Annotated in this window: 15 protein-coding genes; 5 read left to right on the forward strand and 10 right to left on the reverse strand. The window is 66.0% G+C overall.

Annotated elements, in window-relative coordinates; translation table 11 throughout:
• Positions 1-38: 38 nt before the first annotated feature.
• From IB229_RS10410 to IB229_RS10420, 3 genes are read left to right on the forward strand one after another with little or no spacing between them, the layout of a single operon-like run.
• On the forward strand, positions 39-1,091 hold the full coding sequence (locus IB229_RS10410) for a COX15/CtaA family protein (protein ID WP_192327999.1): 1,053 nt from the start codon (positions 39-41) through the stop codon (positions 1,089-1,091).
• A 24-nt stretch (positions 1,092-1,115) separates the two neighbouring features.
• Positions 1,116-2,015 (forward strand): heme o synthase, encoded by a 900-nt coding sequence (gene cyoE, locus IB229_RS10415; RefSeq protein ID WP_192328002.1) that lies wholly within the window; start codon positions 1,116-1,118, stop codon positions 2,013-2,015.
• Entirely contained in the window at positions 2,012-2,650 is a 639-nt protein-coding gene (locus IB229_RS10420; protein WP_192328005.1) for an SCO family protein, read from the forward strand. Before cyoE ends, IB229_RS10420 begins: the two co-directional genes overlap by 4 nt.
• 74 nt (positions 2,651-2,724) lie before the next feature.
• On the opposite strand, the gene IB229_RS10425 is transcribed toward IB229_RS10420, so the two are convergent.
• From IB229_RS10425 to IB229_RS10455, 7 genes are all read right to left on the reverse strand, one after another.
• Positions 2,725-3,504, reverse strand: a complete 780-nt coding sequence (locus IB229_RS10425; RefSeq protein WP_192328008.1) for a MetQ/NlpA family ABC transporter substrate-binding protein — start codon at positions 3,502-3,504, stop codon at positions 2,725-2,727.
• Positions 3,505-3,578: 74 nt separating this feature from the next.
• The gene (locus IB229_RS10430) at positions 3,579-4,244 is read right to left on the reverse strand and encodes a methionine ABC transporter permease (protein WP_225579114.1); all 666 of its coding nucleotides are present in this window, start codon (positions 4,242-4,244) and stop codon (positions 3,579-3,581) included.
• 11 nt (positions 4,245-4,255) lie between these two features.
• On the reverse strand, positions 4,256-5,263 hold the full coding sequence (locus tag IB229_RS10435) for a methionine ABC transporter ATP-binding protein (RefSeq protein ID WP_192328014.1): 1,008 nt from the start codon (positions 5,261-5,263) through the stop codon (positions 4,256-4,258).
• 214 nt (positions 5,264-5,477) lie between these two features.
• A complete protein-coding gene (locus IB229_RS10440) occupies positions 5,478-6,377 on the reverse strand; it encodes a hypothetical protein (protein ID WP_192328017.1) in 900 nt (299 codons plus the stop codon).
• Between the two features lie 53 nt (positions 6,378-6,430).
• Complete coding sequence (znuB, locus tag IB229_RS10445) at positions 6,431-7,219, reverse strand: zinc ABC transporter permease subunit ZnuB (protein WP_192328020.1); 789 nt, start codon at positions 7,217-7,219, stop codon at positions 6,431-6,433.
• On the reverse strand, positions 7,219-8,010 hold the full coding sequence (znuC, locus tag IB229_RS10450; RefSeq protein ID WP_192328023.1) for a zinc ABC transporter ATP-binding protein ZnuC: 792 nt from the start codon (positions 8,008-8,010) through the stop codon (positions 7,219-7,221). The genes znuB and znuC overlap by 1 nt, the downstream gene beginning before the upstream one ends.
• Positions 8,010-8,507 carry a Fur family transcriptional regulator gene (locus tag IB229_RS10455; protein WP_192328026.1) on the reverse strand — a complete coding sequence of 166 codons (498 nt, stop codon included), beginning with the start codon at positions 8,505-8,507 and terminating at the stop codon, positions 8,010-8,012. The genes znuC and IB229_RS10455 overlap by 1 nt, the downstream gene beginning before the upstream one ends.
• 63 nt (positions 8,508-8,570) lie before the next feature.
• Here IB229_RS10455 and znuA point away from each other — a divergent pair, with 63 nt between their 5' ends.
• Complete coding sequence (gene znuA, locus IB229_RS10460; protein ID WP_192328029.1) at positions 8,571-9,488, forward strand: zinc ABC transporter substrate-binding protein ZnuA; 918 nt, start codon at positions 8,571-8,573, stop codon at positions 9,486-9,488.
• A gap of 10 nt (positions 9,489-9,498) precedes the next feature.
• Here the strand turns inward: znuA and IB229_RS10465 are convergent, their stop codons facing one another.
• Positions 9,499-10,449, reverse strand: coding sequence for a homoserine kinase (locus tag IB229_RS10465; RefSeq protein WP_192328034.1), 951 nt, complete (start codon positions 10,447-10,449; stop codon positions 9,499-9,501).
• 50 nt (positions 10,450-10,499) lie between these two features.
• The gene (locus tag IB229_RS10470; RefSeq protein WP_192328037.1) at positions 10,500-10,784 is read right to left on the reverse strand and encodes a DUF2782 domain-containing protein; all 285 of its coding nucleotides are present in this window, start codon (positions 10,782-10,784) and stop codon (positions 10,500-10,502) included.
• Between the two features lie 73 nt (positions 10,785-10,857).
• Here IB229_RS10470 and polA point away from each other — a divergent pair, with 73 nt between their 5' ends.
• Positions 10,858-13,665, forward strand: a complete 2,808-nt coding sequence (polA, locus tag IB229_RS10475) for a DNA polymerase I (RefSeq protein WP_192328040.1) — start codon at positions 10,858-10,860, stop codon at positions 13,663-13,665.
• A gap of 336 nt (positions 13,666-14,001) precedes the next feature.
• Here polA and yihA read toward each other — a convergent pair whose 3' ends face one another.
• Positions 14,002-14,658, reverse strand: a complete 657-nt coding sequence (gene yihA, locus IB229_RS10480; RefSeq protein ID WP_192328043.1) for a ribosome biogenesis GTP-binding protein YihA/YsxC — start codon at positions 14,656-14,658, stop codon at positions 14,002-14,004.
• Positions 14,659-14,788 lie beyond the last annotated feature (130 nt).

Below are 14,788 nucleotides of genomic sequence, written 5' to 3' on the forward strand. Positions count from 1 at the left end.
ACCTCTACGCCCGCAGAATAACAAGAAGAGGCTGATGGATGATTGAACGTCGAACCCTGCCAGGTTATCGCCTGGCCATCTTCGCCACCGTGCTGGCCGTGGTGGTCGTGCTGCTGGGCGCCTACACCCGGCTGACCCACGCCGGCCTCGGCTGTCCGGACTGGCCCGGCTGCTACGGCTTCATCGCCGTGCCGCAGAGCGAGGCACAACTGGCCCATGCCGAGGAACATTTCCCTCATGCGCCGGTGGAGGCGCACAAGGGCTGGAACGAGATGATCCATCGCTATTTCGCCGGCAGCCTCGGCCTGGTGATCTTGGGCCTGGCGGTGCAGGCGCTGCGTCGGCGCAACGAGCCGCAGCAACCGGTGAAGCTGCCGCTGTTGCTGCTGGCGGTGGTCACGGCCCAGGCGGCATTCGGCATGTGGACGGTGACGCTGCAACTTTGGCCGCAGGTGGTCACCGCGCATCTGCTCGGTGGCTTCACCACGCTGGCGCTGCTGTTCCTGCTTTGTTTGCGTCTGTCTGCCGGCCTGCCGGTGTTGCCGAACCTGTCCGCACGATTGCGCGCGCTGGCTGGCGTCGCATTGCTGGTGGTGATCGGGCAGATCGCGCTGGGCGGCTGGGTCAGTTCCAACTACGCGGCGGTGGCCTGCGTTGACCTGCCGACCTGCCACGGCGAGTGGTGGCCGAATGCCGACTTTGCCAACGGCTTTCACCTGACCCAACACATCGGCCCTAATTACCTTGGCGGCCAGCTCGACAGCGATGCGCGTACCGCCATCCACCTGACTCACCGCATCGGCGCGTTGCTGGTCAGCCTGGTGCTGCTGGTGCTGGCCTGGCGCCTGTTCGCAGCCGGGCTGGCGCGCTTGGGTGGGCTGTTGCTGTTGGCGCTGGCGCTGCAGATCAGCCTCGGCGTGAGCAACGTGCTGTTGCACCTGCCGCTGGCCGTGGCGGTGGCGCACAACGCCGGTGGTGCGGCGTTGCTGCTGGTGCTGGTGCTGATCAATTACCGGCTGCGTGCGAGCGCCGCCGTTCCTGGCCTGGCGGCGATGCAGGCCTCACGGGTGCTGGCTGCGGCCGGCGACTGACCGAACAACCAAGGAGAGACCCTCATGGCTACTCTGCTGCAGGCTCACCGTGAAGCCGCCACCTGGCGCGACTACCTCGAGCTGACCAAACCGCGCGTGGTGCTGCTGATGCTGATCACCTCGCTGGTCGGCATGTTCCTCGCCACCCGCGCCGGCGTGCCGTGGACGGTGCTGCTGTTCGGCAACCTCGGCATCGGCCTGTGTGCCGGCGCGGCGGCAGCGGTCAACCACGTGGTCGACCGGCGCATCGATTCGATCATGGCGCGCACGCACAAACGGCCGGTCACCTCGGGACGCGTATCGCCAACGGCGGCACTGGCCTTTGCCCTGCTCTTGGCGGTTGCCGGCATGGCCCTGTTGCTGGTGTTCACCAACGAGCTGGCGACCTGGCTGACCCTGGCCTCGCTGCTCGGCTACGCGGTGATCTACACCGGCTTCCTCAAGCGCGCCACGCCGCAGAACATCGTCATTGGTGGTTTGGCGGGCGCTGCGCCGCCCCTGCTCGGCTGGGTTGCCGTCACCGGCCACCTGAGCGCCGAACCGCTGCTGCTGGTGCTGATCATCTTCGCCTGGACGCCGCCGCACTTCTGGGCACTGGCCATCCACCGCAAAGAGGAATACGCCAAGGCTGACATCCCCATGCTGCCCGTGACCCACGGCGAGCACTACACCAAGGTGCACATCCTGCTCTACACCCTGGTGATGTTCGCCGTGACCCTGCTGCCCTACGCCATCCACATGAGCGGCGTGCTCTACCTGGTCTGCGCCGTCGCACTCGGCCTGCGCTTTCTGCACTGGGCGCTGGTGCTGTACCGTGACAGCAAACCGCACGCGGCGATCAACACCTTCAAGTACAGTATCTGGTACCTGTTCCTGCTGTTCATCGCCCTCCTCGCCGACCACTACCTGTTGTTGAATCTATGAGCCGAACCCAGAAAACCGTTTTCATCCTCGTTGCCCTCGTCGCGTTGGTCCTCGGCCTTACGGTCAACAAGGTGCTCAACAGCAAGGGTGACGGCACCGACAAGGTCGCCCTGCTCGATGCCGGCATCGTCCTGTTGCCGCAGAGCCGTAACCTGCCGGGCCTGAGCCTGACCAACCAGAACGGCGAGGCGGTGGCGGTGGACCAGCTCAAGGGCCAGTGGAGCCTGCTGTTCTTCGGCTACACCTTCTGCCCGGACATCTGCCCGGCGACCCTCGCCCAGCTACGCCAGCTCAAGGGCATGCTCTCGGCCGAGGACCAGGCCAAGCTGCGCATGGTGCTGGTCACCGTCGATCCCAAGCGCGACACCCCGCAGCAGCTCAAGCAGTACCTGACCTACTTCGACCCGGCCTTCCAGGGCCTTACCGGCGAGGCGGCGGACATCCAGAAACTGGCCAACGGCGTGAGCATCCCGTTCATCCCGGCGGACACCAGCAAGGAGAACTACACCGTCGACCACAGCGGCAACCTGGTGATCATCGGCCCGGACGGCACCCAGCGCGGCTTCATTCGCGCGCCACTCAACGTCGACAAGCTGGCGGCACAGCTACCGTCGCTGCTGAAGACCGATGGCTGATACCTGAGCAAGCGTCAGGCAGAAAAAAGCCCGCTATCGAGCGGGCTTTTTCATGGGGTCAGGTAACCCGGCGATCAGAACGCCGGTACCACGGCGCCCTTGTACTTCTCGTTGATGAAGGCTTTGACGTCAGCGCTGTTCAGCGCCTTGGCCAGCTTCTGCAGGGCCGGCTTGTCCTTGTTGGCTTCAGCCACGACCAGGATGTTGACGTACGGCGAGTCGCTGCCTTCGATGACCAGGGCGTCCTTGGTCGGGTTCAGGCCGGCTTCCAGTGCGTAGTTGGTGTTGATCAGGGCCAGGTCGACCTGATCCAGCACGCGCGGCAGGGTAGCGGCTTCCAGTTCGCGAACCTTGATGGCTTTCGGGTTCTCGGCGATGTCCTTGACGGTGGCGGTGATGCCGGCGCCGTCCTTCAGGGTGATCACGCCGGCCTTGGCCAGCAGCAGCAGGGCACGGCCGCCGTTGGTGGCGTCGTTGGGGATCGCGACCTGAGCGCCTTTTGGCAGATCGGCGAGGTTCTTGATCTTGCTCGAGTAGGCGCCGAAGGGTTCCACGTGCACACCGGCGATGCTCACCAGCTTGGTGCCGCGCGAGGCGTTGAACTCATCCAGGTACGGCTGGTGCTGGAAGAAGTTGGCGTCCAGACGCTCTTCGGCGACCTGTACGTTCGGCTGCACGTAGTCGGTGAAGACCTTGATCTTCAGGTCGACGCCGTCTTTGGCCAGGGCCGGTTTGACGAACTCGAGGATTTCCGCGTGCGGTACGGCGGTGGCCGCGACGCTGACGCTGTCAGCCGCGTGGGCGACGGTGCTGAATGCCGCGACGGCGGCGAAGGCGGTGAGCAGTTTTTTCATGGTTCAACTCCTTGTGGGAAGTGTGGCGCAGGGTCCGGCGGGTGGCCGGTCGCCTGCTGTCTTTTTGGGTGACGCTATTTACGGGAAAAGTGCACCACCAGCTTGTCGCCGGCGGTCTGCAGGACCTGCACCAGCACCAGCAGGAGGATCACGGTGACGGCCATCACGTCCGGCTGGTAGCGCTGGTAGCCGTAGCGCACGGCCAGGTCGCCGAGGCCGCCGCCGCCGATCAGACCGCTCATGGCGGTGTAGGAGACCAGGGTAATCGCGGTGACCGTGGCGGCGGCGATCAGCCCAGGCAGGGCCTCGGGCAGCAGCGCGCGGAAAATGATCTGCAGGGTGGTCGCGCCCATCGCCTGGGTCGCCTCGATGATGCCGCGATCGACCTCGCGCAGCGCGGTTTCCACCAGGCGCGCGAAGAACGGCGTGGCGCCGACCACCAGGGGCGGAATGGCGCCGGCGACACCCAGCGAGGTGCCGGTGATCAGCACGGTCAGCGGGATCATCAGGATCAGCAGGATCACGAACGGCACCGAGCGCAGCACGTTGACCAGCAGCGACAGGACGCCGTACAGGGCGCGTTGTTCGAACATCTGCCGAGGGCCGGTGAGGAAAAGCAGCACACCCAATGGCAGGCCGAGCAGCACGGTGAACAGCATGGAGCCGCCGAGCATGTTCAGGGTGTCGATGCTGGCGTAGCCGATCTCTTCCCAGTCGACGTTGGGCAGCCAGGTGGTCATCAGCGATTCGATCATCGCAGCACCTCCAGGTGCACGTCGGCGGCCTGGAAGCGCGCCAGCGCGGCATCGATGTCGCCGCCGGTGAGGGCCAGGGTCAGCTGGCCGTAGGGGTTGTCCTTGATGCGGTCGATACGTCCGGCGAGGATGCTGTAATCGACGCCGGTCTCGCGTGCGACGGTGCCGAGCAGTGGCGCGTAGGTCGCCTCGCCCTGGAAGGTCAGGCGCAGGATACGGCCCTGCACATGGGCGAAGTCGTCACGCTGCTCGTCTTCGTCGATGTGCTCGTCCTCTTGGACGAAACGCCGGGTCGTGGGGTGTTGCGGGTGCAGGAACACCTGAGCCACCGGGCCCTGTTCGACGATGGCGCCGGCGTCCATCACCGCCACTTGGTCGCAGACGCGGCGAATCACGTCCATCTCGTGGGTGATCAGCACGATGGTCAGCTTCAGCTCGCGGTTGATCTCGGCCAGCAGGTTGAGCACCGAGGCGGTGGTCTGTGGGTCGAGGGCACTGGTGGCCTCGTCGCAGAGCAGGATCTTCGGGCGCGTGGCCAGGGCCCGGGCGATGCCGACGCGCTGCTTCTGGCCACCGGAAAGTTGCGCCGGGTATTTGTTGGCGTGGTCGCTGAGGCCGACGCGGGCGAGCAGTTCGGCGACGCGCTCGGCGATGTCCTTGGCGGACAGTTCGCCGGCCAGCCTGAGCGGCATGGCGACGTTGTCGGCAACGGTCTTGGAGGACAGCAGGTTGAAGTGCTGGAAGATCATTCCGACCTGCTGACGGAAGCGCCGCAGGCCGTTGGCGTCGAGGGCGGTGATGTCGGTGCCGTCGATGACGATGCGCCCGGCACTGGGTTCTTCGAGGCGGTTGATCAGGCGCAGCAGGGTGCTTTTGCCCGCGCCGGAATGGCCGATGAGGCCGAACACCTGGCCGTTCTCGATGCGCAGATCGGTGGATTGCAGCGCGGGGATATCCCGCCCGGCGACCTTGTAGGTCTTCTGGATGTGGTGGAACTCGATCACTGAGCGAACCTTGTGGGTGCGATGGAGGATCTGTCTCAATCCGGTCGGATCGGACGACTCCAGCAAGCGTAGGCGGTTAGCCGAAAGCCGCGCATTTTAGCCGGTTTGTTTATGCGCTCTTAGTCTTTCTTGGCTCGAATTGGTTACACGAAGGCATAAGCAAACAGGGCGAGGAAACCTGCGGCTTCCTCGCCCTGCTGGCGTCCGCCCTCGGTCAGCCCTTGGCTTGCGGGCTTAGTACCAGGCGGGGCACCTGGTCCGGCTTGAGCGACGGCGACAGCTGCGGCACCAGGCCCGGGTTGAGCTTCTTGATCCGCGCCGAAAGCAGGGCGGCGACGAAGGGGTAGTCCTTCGACTCGCGCACTTCCACCCGCACCGCACAGTTGAAGGCGACCACGTCGGCGGCGACCGCATCGAGCAGGGTACGCAGGCTCTCGCGGTCCTGCGCGTCGAGCATCGGCATGGCGATCTCGCTGCTGGCGGCGTTCGGGTCGATCAGCTGGGCGCGCGGCGTGGCATCGGCCAGACGCTTGGCTTCCGCGTCGCGCTCGGCCTGGGCGGCTTTCTCGTCGGCGGCCTTCTTCTGCGCGGCTTTCTTCTCGGCCAGGGCTGCGGCTTCACGCTCGCGGCGCTCGGCTTCGGCGCGGCGCGCGGCGATTTCCTCGGCGGTCGGCGCCGGCTTGGCCAGCGGCGCGGCGACCGCTACCGGTTTGGCTGCGGGTGCCGGTGCGCTGGCGGCCGTGGTCGCCGCCAGGCTCTTCTCGTACTGCGCTTTCAGGCTCGGCGCCTTGGCGATGTAGGGCTTGGCCTTGGCCAGGCTGGCGGCTGCCGCGCTGGCATTGCCGGCGCTCAGCTGCTGCTGGCCCTGGCGCAGGTACGCGCCGGCCAGTTCGCGCTGATACTGCTCGATACGTACATCGTTGGCTTCGGTGCGCCCGCGCATGGCCGCCAGGCTGGACTCGGCCCCCGTCAGTTCGCCACGGTCGATCTGCGCAGAGACTTCATTGAAGCCTTTGACCAGTTCATCGGTGGTCCAGAACTCGGCGTGGGCCGCGTTACTCAGCAGCAAAGCCAATGCGAAAGCGCCCAGATGCTTCGGTGTAGAGAGGTTCATTTTGTGACTCGCTGGTTCTGAGGCGTTTCGGACTGTGCAAAAAGCGCTCAATACTAGCGGGCCCGACGCGGGAGCACAAAGCTCAGGAGGAAAAGACCCGCGGCGCTGACCACGATGGAAGGCCCGGCGGGCGTGTCCTGGAACCAGGACAGGCTGAGCCCGCCACACACCGCGAGCATGCCCAGCAGGCTGGCGCCGATGGCCATCTGCTCCGGGGTGCGGGCGTGGCGCTGGGCGGCGGCAGCGGGAATGATCAGCAGTGAGGTGATCAGCAGCACGCCGACGATCTTCATCGCCACTGCGATCACCACGGCGATCAGCAGCATCAGTGCCATGCGCAAGGTCGCCACGGGCAGGCCTTCGACCCGTGCCAGCTCTTCATGCACGGTGATCGCCAGCAGGTGCCGCCACAGTGGCAGCAGCAACAGCAGCACCAGAGCGCTGCCGCCGAGGATCCACGCCAGGTCGCTGCCACTGACGGCGAGCAGGTCGCCGAACAGGTAGGCCATCAGGTCGATACGCACTTCGCTCATGAAACTCAGCACCACCAGGCCCAGAGACAGCGTGGTCGGCGCGAGGATGCCGAGCAGCGTGTCGGAGGCCAGCGGTTGGCGCTGCTGCAGGGTCACCAGCAGCACGGCGAGGAGCAGGCAGCCGGCGGTGACGGCCAGGGTCGGGCTGACATCCAGCAGTAAGCCCAGCGCCACGCCGAGCAGGGCTGCGTGGGACAGGGTGTCGCCGAAATAGGCCATGCGCCGCCAGACGACGAACGAGCCGAGCGGGCCGGCGACCAGGGCGAGGGCCAGGCCGGCGAGGAGGGCATTGAGCAGGAAATCGGGCATCAGTGTTTGCAGCCTGGACCGTGAACATGGGCCGGACCGTGAATGGTCAGGCCGGGCTGGTCGACCACCGCGCCGTGCAGATCGTGGCTGTGATCGTGGTTGTGGTGGTAGACCGCCAGGCTCTTGGCGTCCTGGCCGAACATCTCGACGAACACCGGGTCGTTGCTGACCTGTTCCGGGTGGCCGGAGCAGCAGACGTGGCGGTTGAGGCAGACCACCTGGTCGGTGGTGCTCATCACCAGGTGCAGGTCGTGGGAAACCATCAGCACGCCGCAGCCGTGGCGGTCGCGCAGGCGGGTGATCAGGCGATACAGCTCAGCCTGGCCGGCGACGTCGACGCCCTGCACCGGCTCGTCGAGCACCAGCAGCTCGGGCTCGCGCAGCAGGGCGCGGGCCAGCAACACGCGTTGTAGCTCGCCGCCGGAGATGCTCTGCAGTGGGCTGTCGATGACCTGCTCGGCGCCGACTTCGGCCAGCGCGGCCAGCGCGCGGCTACGGTCGACGCCGCCGACCAGGCGCAGGAAGCGCAGCACCGAGAGCGGCAGGGTCGCATCGACCTGCAGCTTCTGCGGCATGTAGCCGATGCGCAGACGCGGCTTGCGCTGCACGCTACCGCTGTCGGGCTTGAGCAGGCCGAGTACGGCGCGCACCAGGGTGGTCTTGCCGGCGCCGTTGGGGCCGATCAGGGTGACGATCTCGCCGGGGCGCACCGCCAGCTGCACGTCCTGCAGCACGTTCTGGCCGCCGAAGCGCACAGCCACGCCAGCGAGCTGGATCAGCGCGTCGCTCATCAGTTGCTCCGGCAGCTCGCGCACAGGCCGACGATTTCCACCGTCTGCGCTTCCACGGCGAAGCCGATTTCCTGGGCGCTGGCGACGATCGCCTGGCTGATCGAGGCCTGCTCCAGTTCGATGGTGGTGTGGCACTGCTTGCAGATCAGGAACTGGCCTTGGTGCGCATGCTCGGGGCGCACGCAGCCGATGAAGGCGTTGAGCGAGGCGATGCGGTGCACCAGGCCGTTCTCGAGGAGGAAGTCCAGCGCCCGATAGACGGTCGGCGGCGCGGCACGACGGCCGTCTTCCTCGCTGAGCACGCCGAGGATGTCGTAGGCGCCGAGCGGCTTGTGGCTCTGCCAGACCAGTTCCAGCACGCGTTTGCGCAGGGCGGTCAGGCGCACGCCCTGCTTGGCGCAGATCACATCGGCCTCGGCCAGCGCGCTGTTCACGCAGTGCGAATGGTCGTGCGGCAGGTAAGCCAGCGGGCTCTTGGAGGTGAGAGGTTTGAGCATGGGCGGCGACGTCCGGGGTTAGAGACGTTATTCTATTACTCTTTGCCTGCCGGGTGTTGAGTCGTGTCGCGTTTGTCGCTTGTTGTTCTGTCGCTGGTTTTCTCCCTGAGTGCCCATGCCGAGGTCGAGGTGCTGACCAGCATCAAGCCGCTGCAGCTGATTGCCGCTGCCGTGCAGGACGGTGTCGGCACGCCGCAGGTGCTGCTGCCGCCGGGCGCCTCACCGCACCATTTCGCCCTGCGCCCTTCCGATGTGCGGCGCGTGCAGAGCGTGGCGCTGCTGTACTGGATCGGCCCGGACATGGAAGGCTTCCTGCCACGCGTGCTCACCGGCCGCAGCCAGCCGAGCACCGCGTTGCAAGCGTTGCCTGGTTTGCAGCTGCGCCATTTCGACGAAGGCGAGCACGCCCATGAGCATGCGCATGGCGACGAAGACGAGCATGACCACGATCACCGCCCCGGCACGCTGGACGCTCACCTCTGGCTGTTACCGCACAACGCGCGGGTGATCGCGGCGAAGATGGCGGCGGATCTGGCGGCGGCCGACCCGGCCAACGCGGCGCGCTACCAGGCCAACCTGGCCGCGTTTGGCGAGCGCCTGGATGCCCTGGATCAGCGCCTGAAGGCACGCCTCACCGGCGTGGTCAGCAAGCCGTTCTTCGTCTTCCACCAGGCGTATGACTATTTCGAGACGGCCTACGGCCTCGAACACACGGGTGTGTTCAGCGTCGCCACCGAGGTGCAACCCGGTGCCCGTCACGTGGCGCAGATGCGTGAACGCCTGCAAGCCGTAGGGCCGACCTGCGTGTTCAGCGAGCCGCCGCTGCGCCCACGCCTGGCGCAGACCCTCAGCGCCGGCCTGCCGGTAAAGCTGGCGGAAATGGATGCGCTGGGCGCCAAGGTGAAGGTCGATGCGCGGGGTTACGAGCAGTTGCTGGAAGACCTCGCCGAGCAGCTGGCCGGCTGCCTGGAAAGCCTCTGAAGCAAGTGCGTCAGAGGGCGAACGGCAACGGCTGATCGACCTGCTGGCGCTGCGCCAGGCGGCGCTGGAATTCCCCCGGGTCCTTGACCAGCACATCGCGGCCCTGGAAGCGCCGCGCAGCGATCAGGCGCGACAGCCAGAAGCGCAGGCAGGCGATGCGCAGCATGGCCGGCCACAGCGCGGCTTCGGCGGCAGTGAAGGGTCGCAGCGCGGCGTAGGCGCCGAGCAGGGCACGGGTGCGCGGGCCGTCCAGGCGGTCGTCGTCCTGCGAACACCAGTCGTTCACGGTGATCGCCAGGTCGTAGAGCATCGGCCCCGAGCAGGCGTTGTAGAAGTCGATCACCCCCGCCAGCCGGTTGCCATCGAACAGTACGTTGTCGCGGAACAGGTCGGCGTGCAGGTTGGCGCGCGGCAGGGCGAGGATGCGCGCCTTCAGCTCGGCGGCCTCGTGCAGGCTGTCGCGCAGCAGCGGCAGCTGTTCGTCGTGCAGCTCCAGCGCCAGCACCGGCCCTTCCTCGAGCATCCAGTCCAGCCCGCGGTCACTGCGCCGTTCGAGGATCTGCTCGCGCGTCGCCAGGTGCAGGCGCGCCAGCAGGCTGCCGACCTCGGCGCAGTGGTGAGGATTGGCCTCGCTGACATGCTTGCCGGCCAGGCGTGGCTGCAACAGGGCCGGCTTTTCCGCCAGCTCGCGCAGGGTTTCGCCGCTGCGGGTTGGCACCGCATAAGGCACCGGCAGGCCGGCCTGGTGCAGGCGCTGCAGCAGCTCGATGAAAAACGGCATGTCCGCCCGCGGCCCGCGCTCGACCAGGGTCAGTACGTACTCGCCGGCTTCCAGGCTGACGAAGAAGTTGCTGTTCTCGGTACCGGCGCTGATGCCGGCAAAGCTCTTCAGCCGCCCCAGGGCGTAGGGGGCGAGGAAGGCTTCCAGCTCGTGGCGTTCCAGGGGGGTGAAGACCGACATGCTGCGCTCTCGAAATCAGGCGCGGGCGAGCACGAGGCTCGCCCGGCGGGTTACCACTTAAAGATTTCCCAGGCCGGGATCAGCATGTCCGGCTGGTCGGAGCGCACGAAGTTGCCTTCGCTGCCGTCCGCGCGTACCAGAAAGTACGGCTTGCCCTTGGCCGGGGTGATCTTGATGGCATAGAGGAAGCCGTTCTGGCGGTATTCGGTGATGGTTTTGTCGCCGTCCTGGCGGATGGTCACGTCGGGGTCCGCGCTCGGTGCGTCTTCGGCAAACGCCGCCAGCGGGCAGACGACCAGCAGGCCGGCGAGCATCAGTGGGTTGAGTACACGCATGGTAACCTTGTCCCTTCTCGTCAATGGTCGGTCCAGTTTAACCCCGGCCCTCAGGAAAAGGTTGATCCTGCGCATGTCCCACGCCCCTCTCGTTCTGGTCGACGGCTCCTCCTATCTGTACCGGGCCTTCCACGCCCTGCCGCCGCTGGCCAACTCCAAGGGCATGCAGACCGGTGCAGTGAAGGGCGTGCTGAACATGCTCCGCAGCCTGCGCAAGCAGTACCCAGACAGCCCGTTCGCGGTGGTCTTCGACGCCAAGGGCGGCACCTTCCGTGACGAACTCTTCGCCGACTACAAGGCCAACCGCCCACCGATGCCGGAAGAGCTGCGCGGGCAGATCGAGCCGCTGCACGCCAGCGTGCGTGCGCTGGGTTATCCGCTGCTGTGCGTCGAAGGCGTCGAGGCCGACGACGTGATCGGCACCCTGGCCCGCCAGTGCGCGGCGCTGGGCCGCGACGTGATCATCTCCACCGGCGACAAGGACATGGCGCAGCTGGTCTGTCAGCACGTCACTTTGGTCAACACCATGACCGGCAGCGTCTACGACATCGAAGGGGTGAAGACCAAGTTCGGCGTTGGCCCCGAGTTGATCATCGATTACCTGGCGCTGATGGGCGACAAGGTCGACAACATTCCCGGCGTGCCCGGTGTCGGCGAAAAGACCGCGCAGGGCTTGCTGGTCGGCCTGAATGGTGGCCTCGATGTGCTCTACGCCAACCTCGACAAGGTCGCCGACCTGCCGATCCGCGGGGCCAAGACCCTGGCCGCCAAACTCGCCGAGCACCGCGAGATGGCCTACCTCTCCTATCAGCTGGCGACGATCAAGATCGACGTGCCGCTGGATATCGAGATCGACGCGCTGCACCCCGGCGAGCAGGACCGCGAGGCACTGGCCGCGTTGTTCGCCGAGCTGGAATTCAAGGGCTGGCTCGACGACCTGCAGCGCGAGCAGGCCAAGGCGCGTCTCGCTGCACCACCGGCTCCGGCAACGAAGGCACCGAGCGGCGGCCTGTTCGATCAGCTCGACCAGCCGGAGGACGCTGCCGATGAGCCGGCTGCCGCTGCCAGCCAGTACGAAACCGTGCTGGAGCAGGCGCGCTTCGAGGCCTGGCTGGAGAAGCTGCAGGCCGCCGAGCTGATCGCCTTCGACACCGAAACCACCAGCCTCGACCCGCAGCAGGCGCAGGTGGTCGGTGTGTCCTTCGCCGTCACGGCTGGCGAAGCGGCCTACGTGCCGCTGGCGCATTCCTACATGGGCGTGCCCGCGCAACTGGACCGAGATGCGGTGCTGCGCGCGCTCAAGCCGATTCTCGAAGACCCGGCCAAGGCCAAGGTCGGCCAGCACGCCAAGTACGACATCAATGTGCTGGCCAACGCCTCGACGCCGATCAGCGTGCAGGGCGTGGCCTTCGACACCATGCTCGAGTCCTACGTGCTCGACTCCACCGCCACCCGTCACGACATGGACAGCCTGGCGCTGAAGTACCTCGACCACGGCACCATCCGTTTCGAGGACATCGCCGGCAAGGGCGCCAAGCAGCTGACCTTCGACCAGATCGCCCTGGAGCAGGCCGGGCCCTACGCGGCGGAAGACGCCGACGTGACCCTGCGCCTGCACCAGACCCTGTGGCAGAAGCTCGAAGCCACACCGTCGCTGGCCAAGGTGCTGTGCGAAATCGAGATGCCGCTGGTGCCGGTGTTGGCGCGTATCGAGCGCCAGGGCGCGCTGGTCGACGCCAAGCTGCTCGGCGAGCACAGCGTCGAGCTGGGCGAGCGCCTGGTCGAGCTGGAGCGCCAGGCCTTCGCCATCGCCGGCGAGGAATTCAACCTCGGGTCGCCCAAGCAACTCGGCGCGATCCTCTACGAAAAACTCGGCTTGCCGGTGATCAGCAAGACCGCCACCGGCCAGGCCTCGACCGCCGAAGCGGTGCTCGCCGAACTGGCCGAGCAGGACTTCGAGCTGCCCAAGGTGCTGATGCAGTACCGTTCCCTGAGCAAGCTCAAGAGCACCTATACCGACCGCCTGCCGGAGCAGATCAACCCGCGCACCGGGCGCATCCACACCAGCTACCACCAGGCCGTGGCAGCGACCGGGCGTCTGTCGTCCAGCGATCCGAACCTGCAGAACATCCCGATCCGTACCGCCGAAGGCCGGCGTATTCGCCAGGCGTTCGTCGCGCCGAGTGGCTACAAACTGGTGGCGGCGGACTATTCACAGATCGAGCTGCGCATCATGGCCCACCTGGCCAAGGATGAAGGCTTGCTGGATGCCTTCCGCAATGATCGCGACGTGCACCGGGCGACGGCGGCGGAAGTCTTCGGCGTCGAGCTGGATGCCGTCAGTGGTGACCAGCGCCGCAGCGCCAAGGCGATCAACTTCGGCCTGATCTACGGCATGAGCGCCTTTGGCCTGGCCAAGCAGATCGGCGTCGACCGCAAGCAGGCGCAGGCCTACATCGACCGTTACTTCGCCCGCTACCCCGGCGTGCTGGCCTATATGGAACGCACCCGCGAGCAGGCCACGCAGCAAGGCTATGTTGAAACGCTGTTCGGGCGCCGCCTGTACCTGCCGGACATCCACGCGAAAAACCCTTCCCTGCGCAAGGGCGCCGAGCGCACGGCGATCAACGCGCCGATGCAGGGCACCGCAGCGGACATCATGAAACGGGCGATGGTCGCGGTGGACGGCTGGCTGCTGACCTGTGGCCTGGATGCCAAGGTGATCCTGCAGGTACACGACGAATTGGTGCTGGAGGTTCGCGAGGATCAGATCGAGGCGCTGAAGGCCGGGTTGCTGCCGCTGATGAGCGGTGCAGCCGAGCTGGATGTGCCGTTGCTGGTAGAAGCCGGGGTCGGAGCGAACTGGGACGAGGCGCACTGACGCCTCTACAGGCCCCGTGAGGAAAGGCTCTCATGGATCAGGTTATTAAATTCATAATTTTAATAACAATGCGATTTAAGCAAATCTGAACCTTTCCCGATTGCGGCCGGTCAGAGTTTACGAATGGCATGTAAGCCCTTCGATGCTCCTTTGTTGTGTTTAGTGTTGGCAGATATCTGAACCCCGCCCTAGCGGTTCAGTATTGAACCCCGGACTTCTCCCTCCCCATACGAAGCCCGGGGTTTTTTTTGCCTGCGATTTGTGGCGCGTGGCCCAGGCGCCGTTAAAAGCCGCCTCGGGCTGCTGATCCACAACGCGCACTCGCCCTGCCTGGCTTCAGCCCGCGAAATCGGGATCGGTGCCTTCCTCTTCTTCTTCCACCAGGCCGAGCCATTGTGCCAGCACGGCCTGTGCTTCCTCGATGCCCTGACGCTTGGGTGCCGAAAACAGCTGGATGCTCACGCCCTCACCCCAACCCTTGCGGATGTCCTGACGCACCTTGAGCAACGCGTTTTTGGCCGCGCCGAAGGCCAGCTTGTCGGCCTTGGTCAGCAGGATGTGCATGGGCATGTGGCTGGCCAGGGACCAGTCCAGCATCATGCAATCGAACTCGGTCAGCGGATGACGGATGTCCATCATCAGGATCAGCCCGGCCAGGCTTTCGCGGCTGCCCAGGTAGGCTTCCAGATGGCGCTGCCAGTGCTGCTTGAGCGGAATCGGCACCTTGGCGTAGCCGTAACCCGGCAGGTCGACCAGGCGGCGCTCGTCGTCCAGGCGGAAGAAGTTGAGCAGCTGGGTGCGCCCCGGCGTCTTCGAGGTACGCGCCAGGCTGGCGTGGGTCAGGGTGTTCAGCGCGCTGGACTTGCCGGCATTGGAGCGCCCGGCGAAGGCGACTTCGAAGCCTTCGTCCGGTGGGCACTGATCGACCTTGGCGGCGCTGATCATGAAGTCAGCCTGTTGGCACAGACCGATGATGGGATTCTTGGGTTGCATGAGGGTTTCCGGTTGGGGCGGGCGCCGGCCATGGGGCGCGGCATGGTGTCGCTTCCGTTTCAGCGACGCCAGTATATAATGCCGCAGATTTTGTGTGCGCTTTGTCCCATTCGTTGTGCGGGAACGGTCG

The sequence above is a fragment of the Pseudomonas sp. PDM14 genome, assembly GCF_014851905.1.
Taxonomy (GTDB): Bacteria; Pseudomonadota; Gammaproteobacteria; order Pseudomonadales; family Pseudomonadaceae; genus Aquipseudomonas.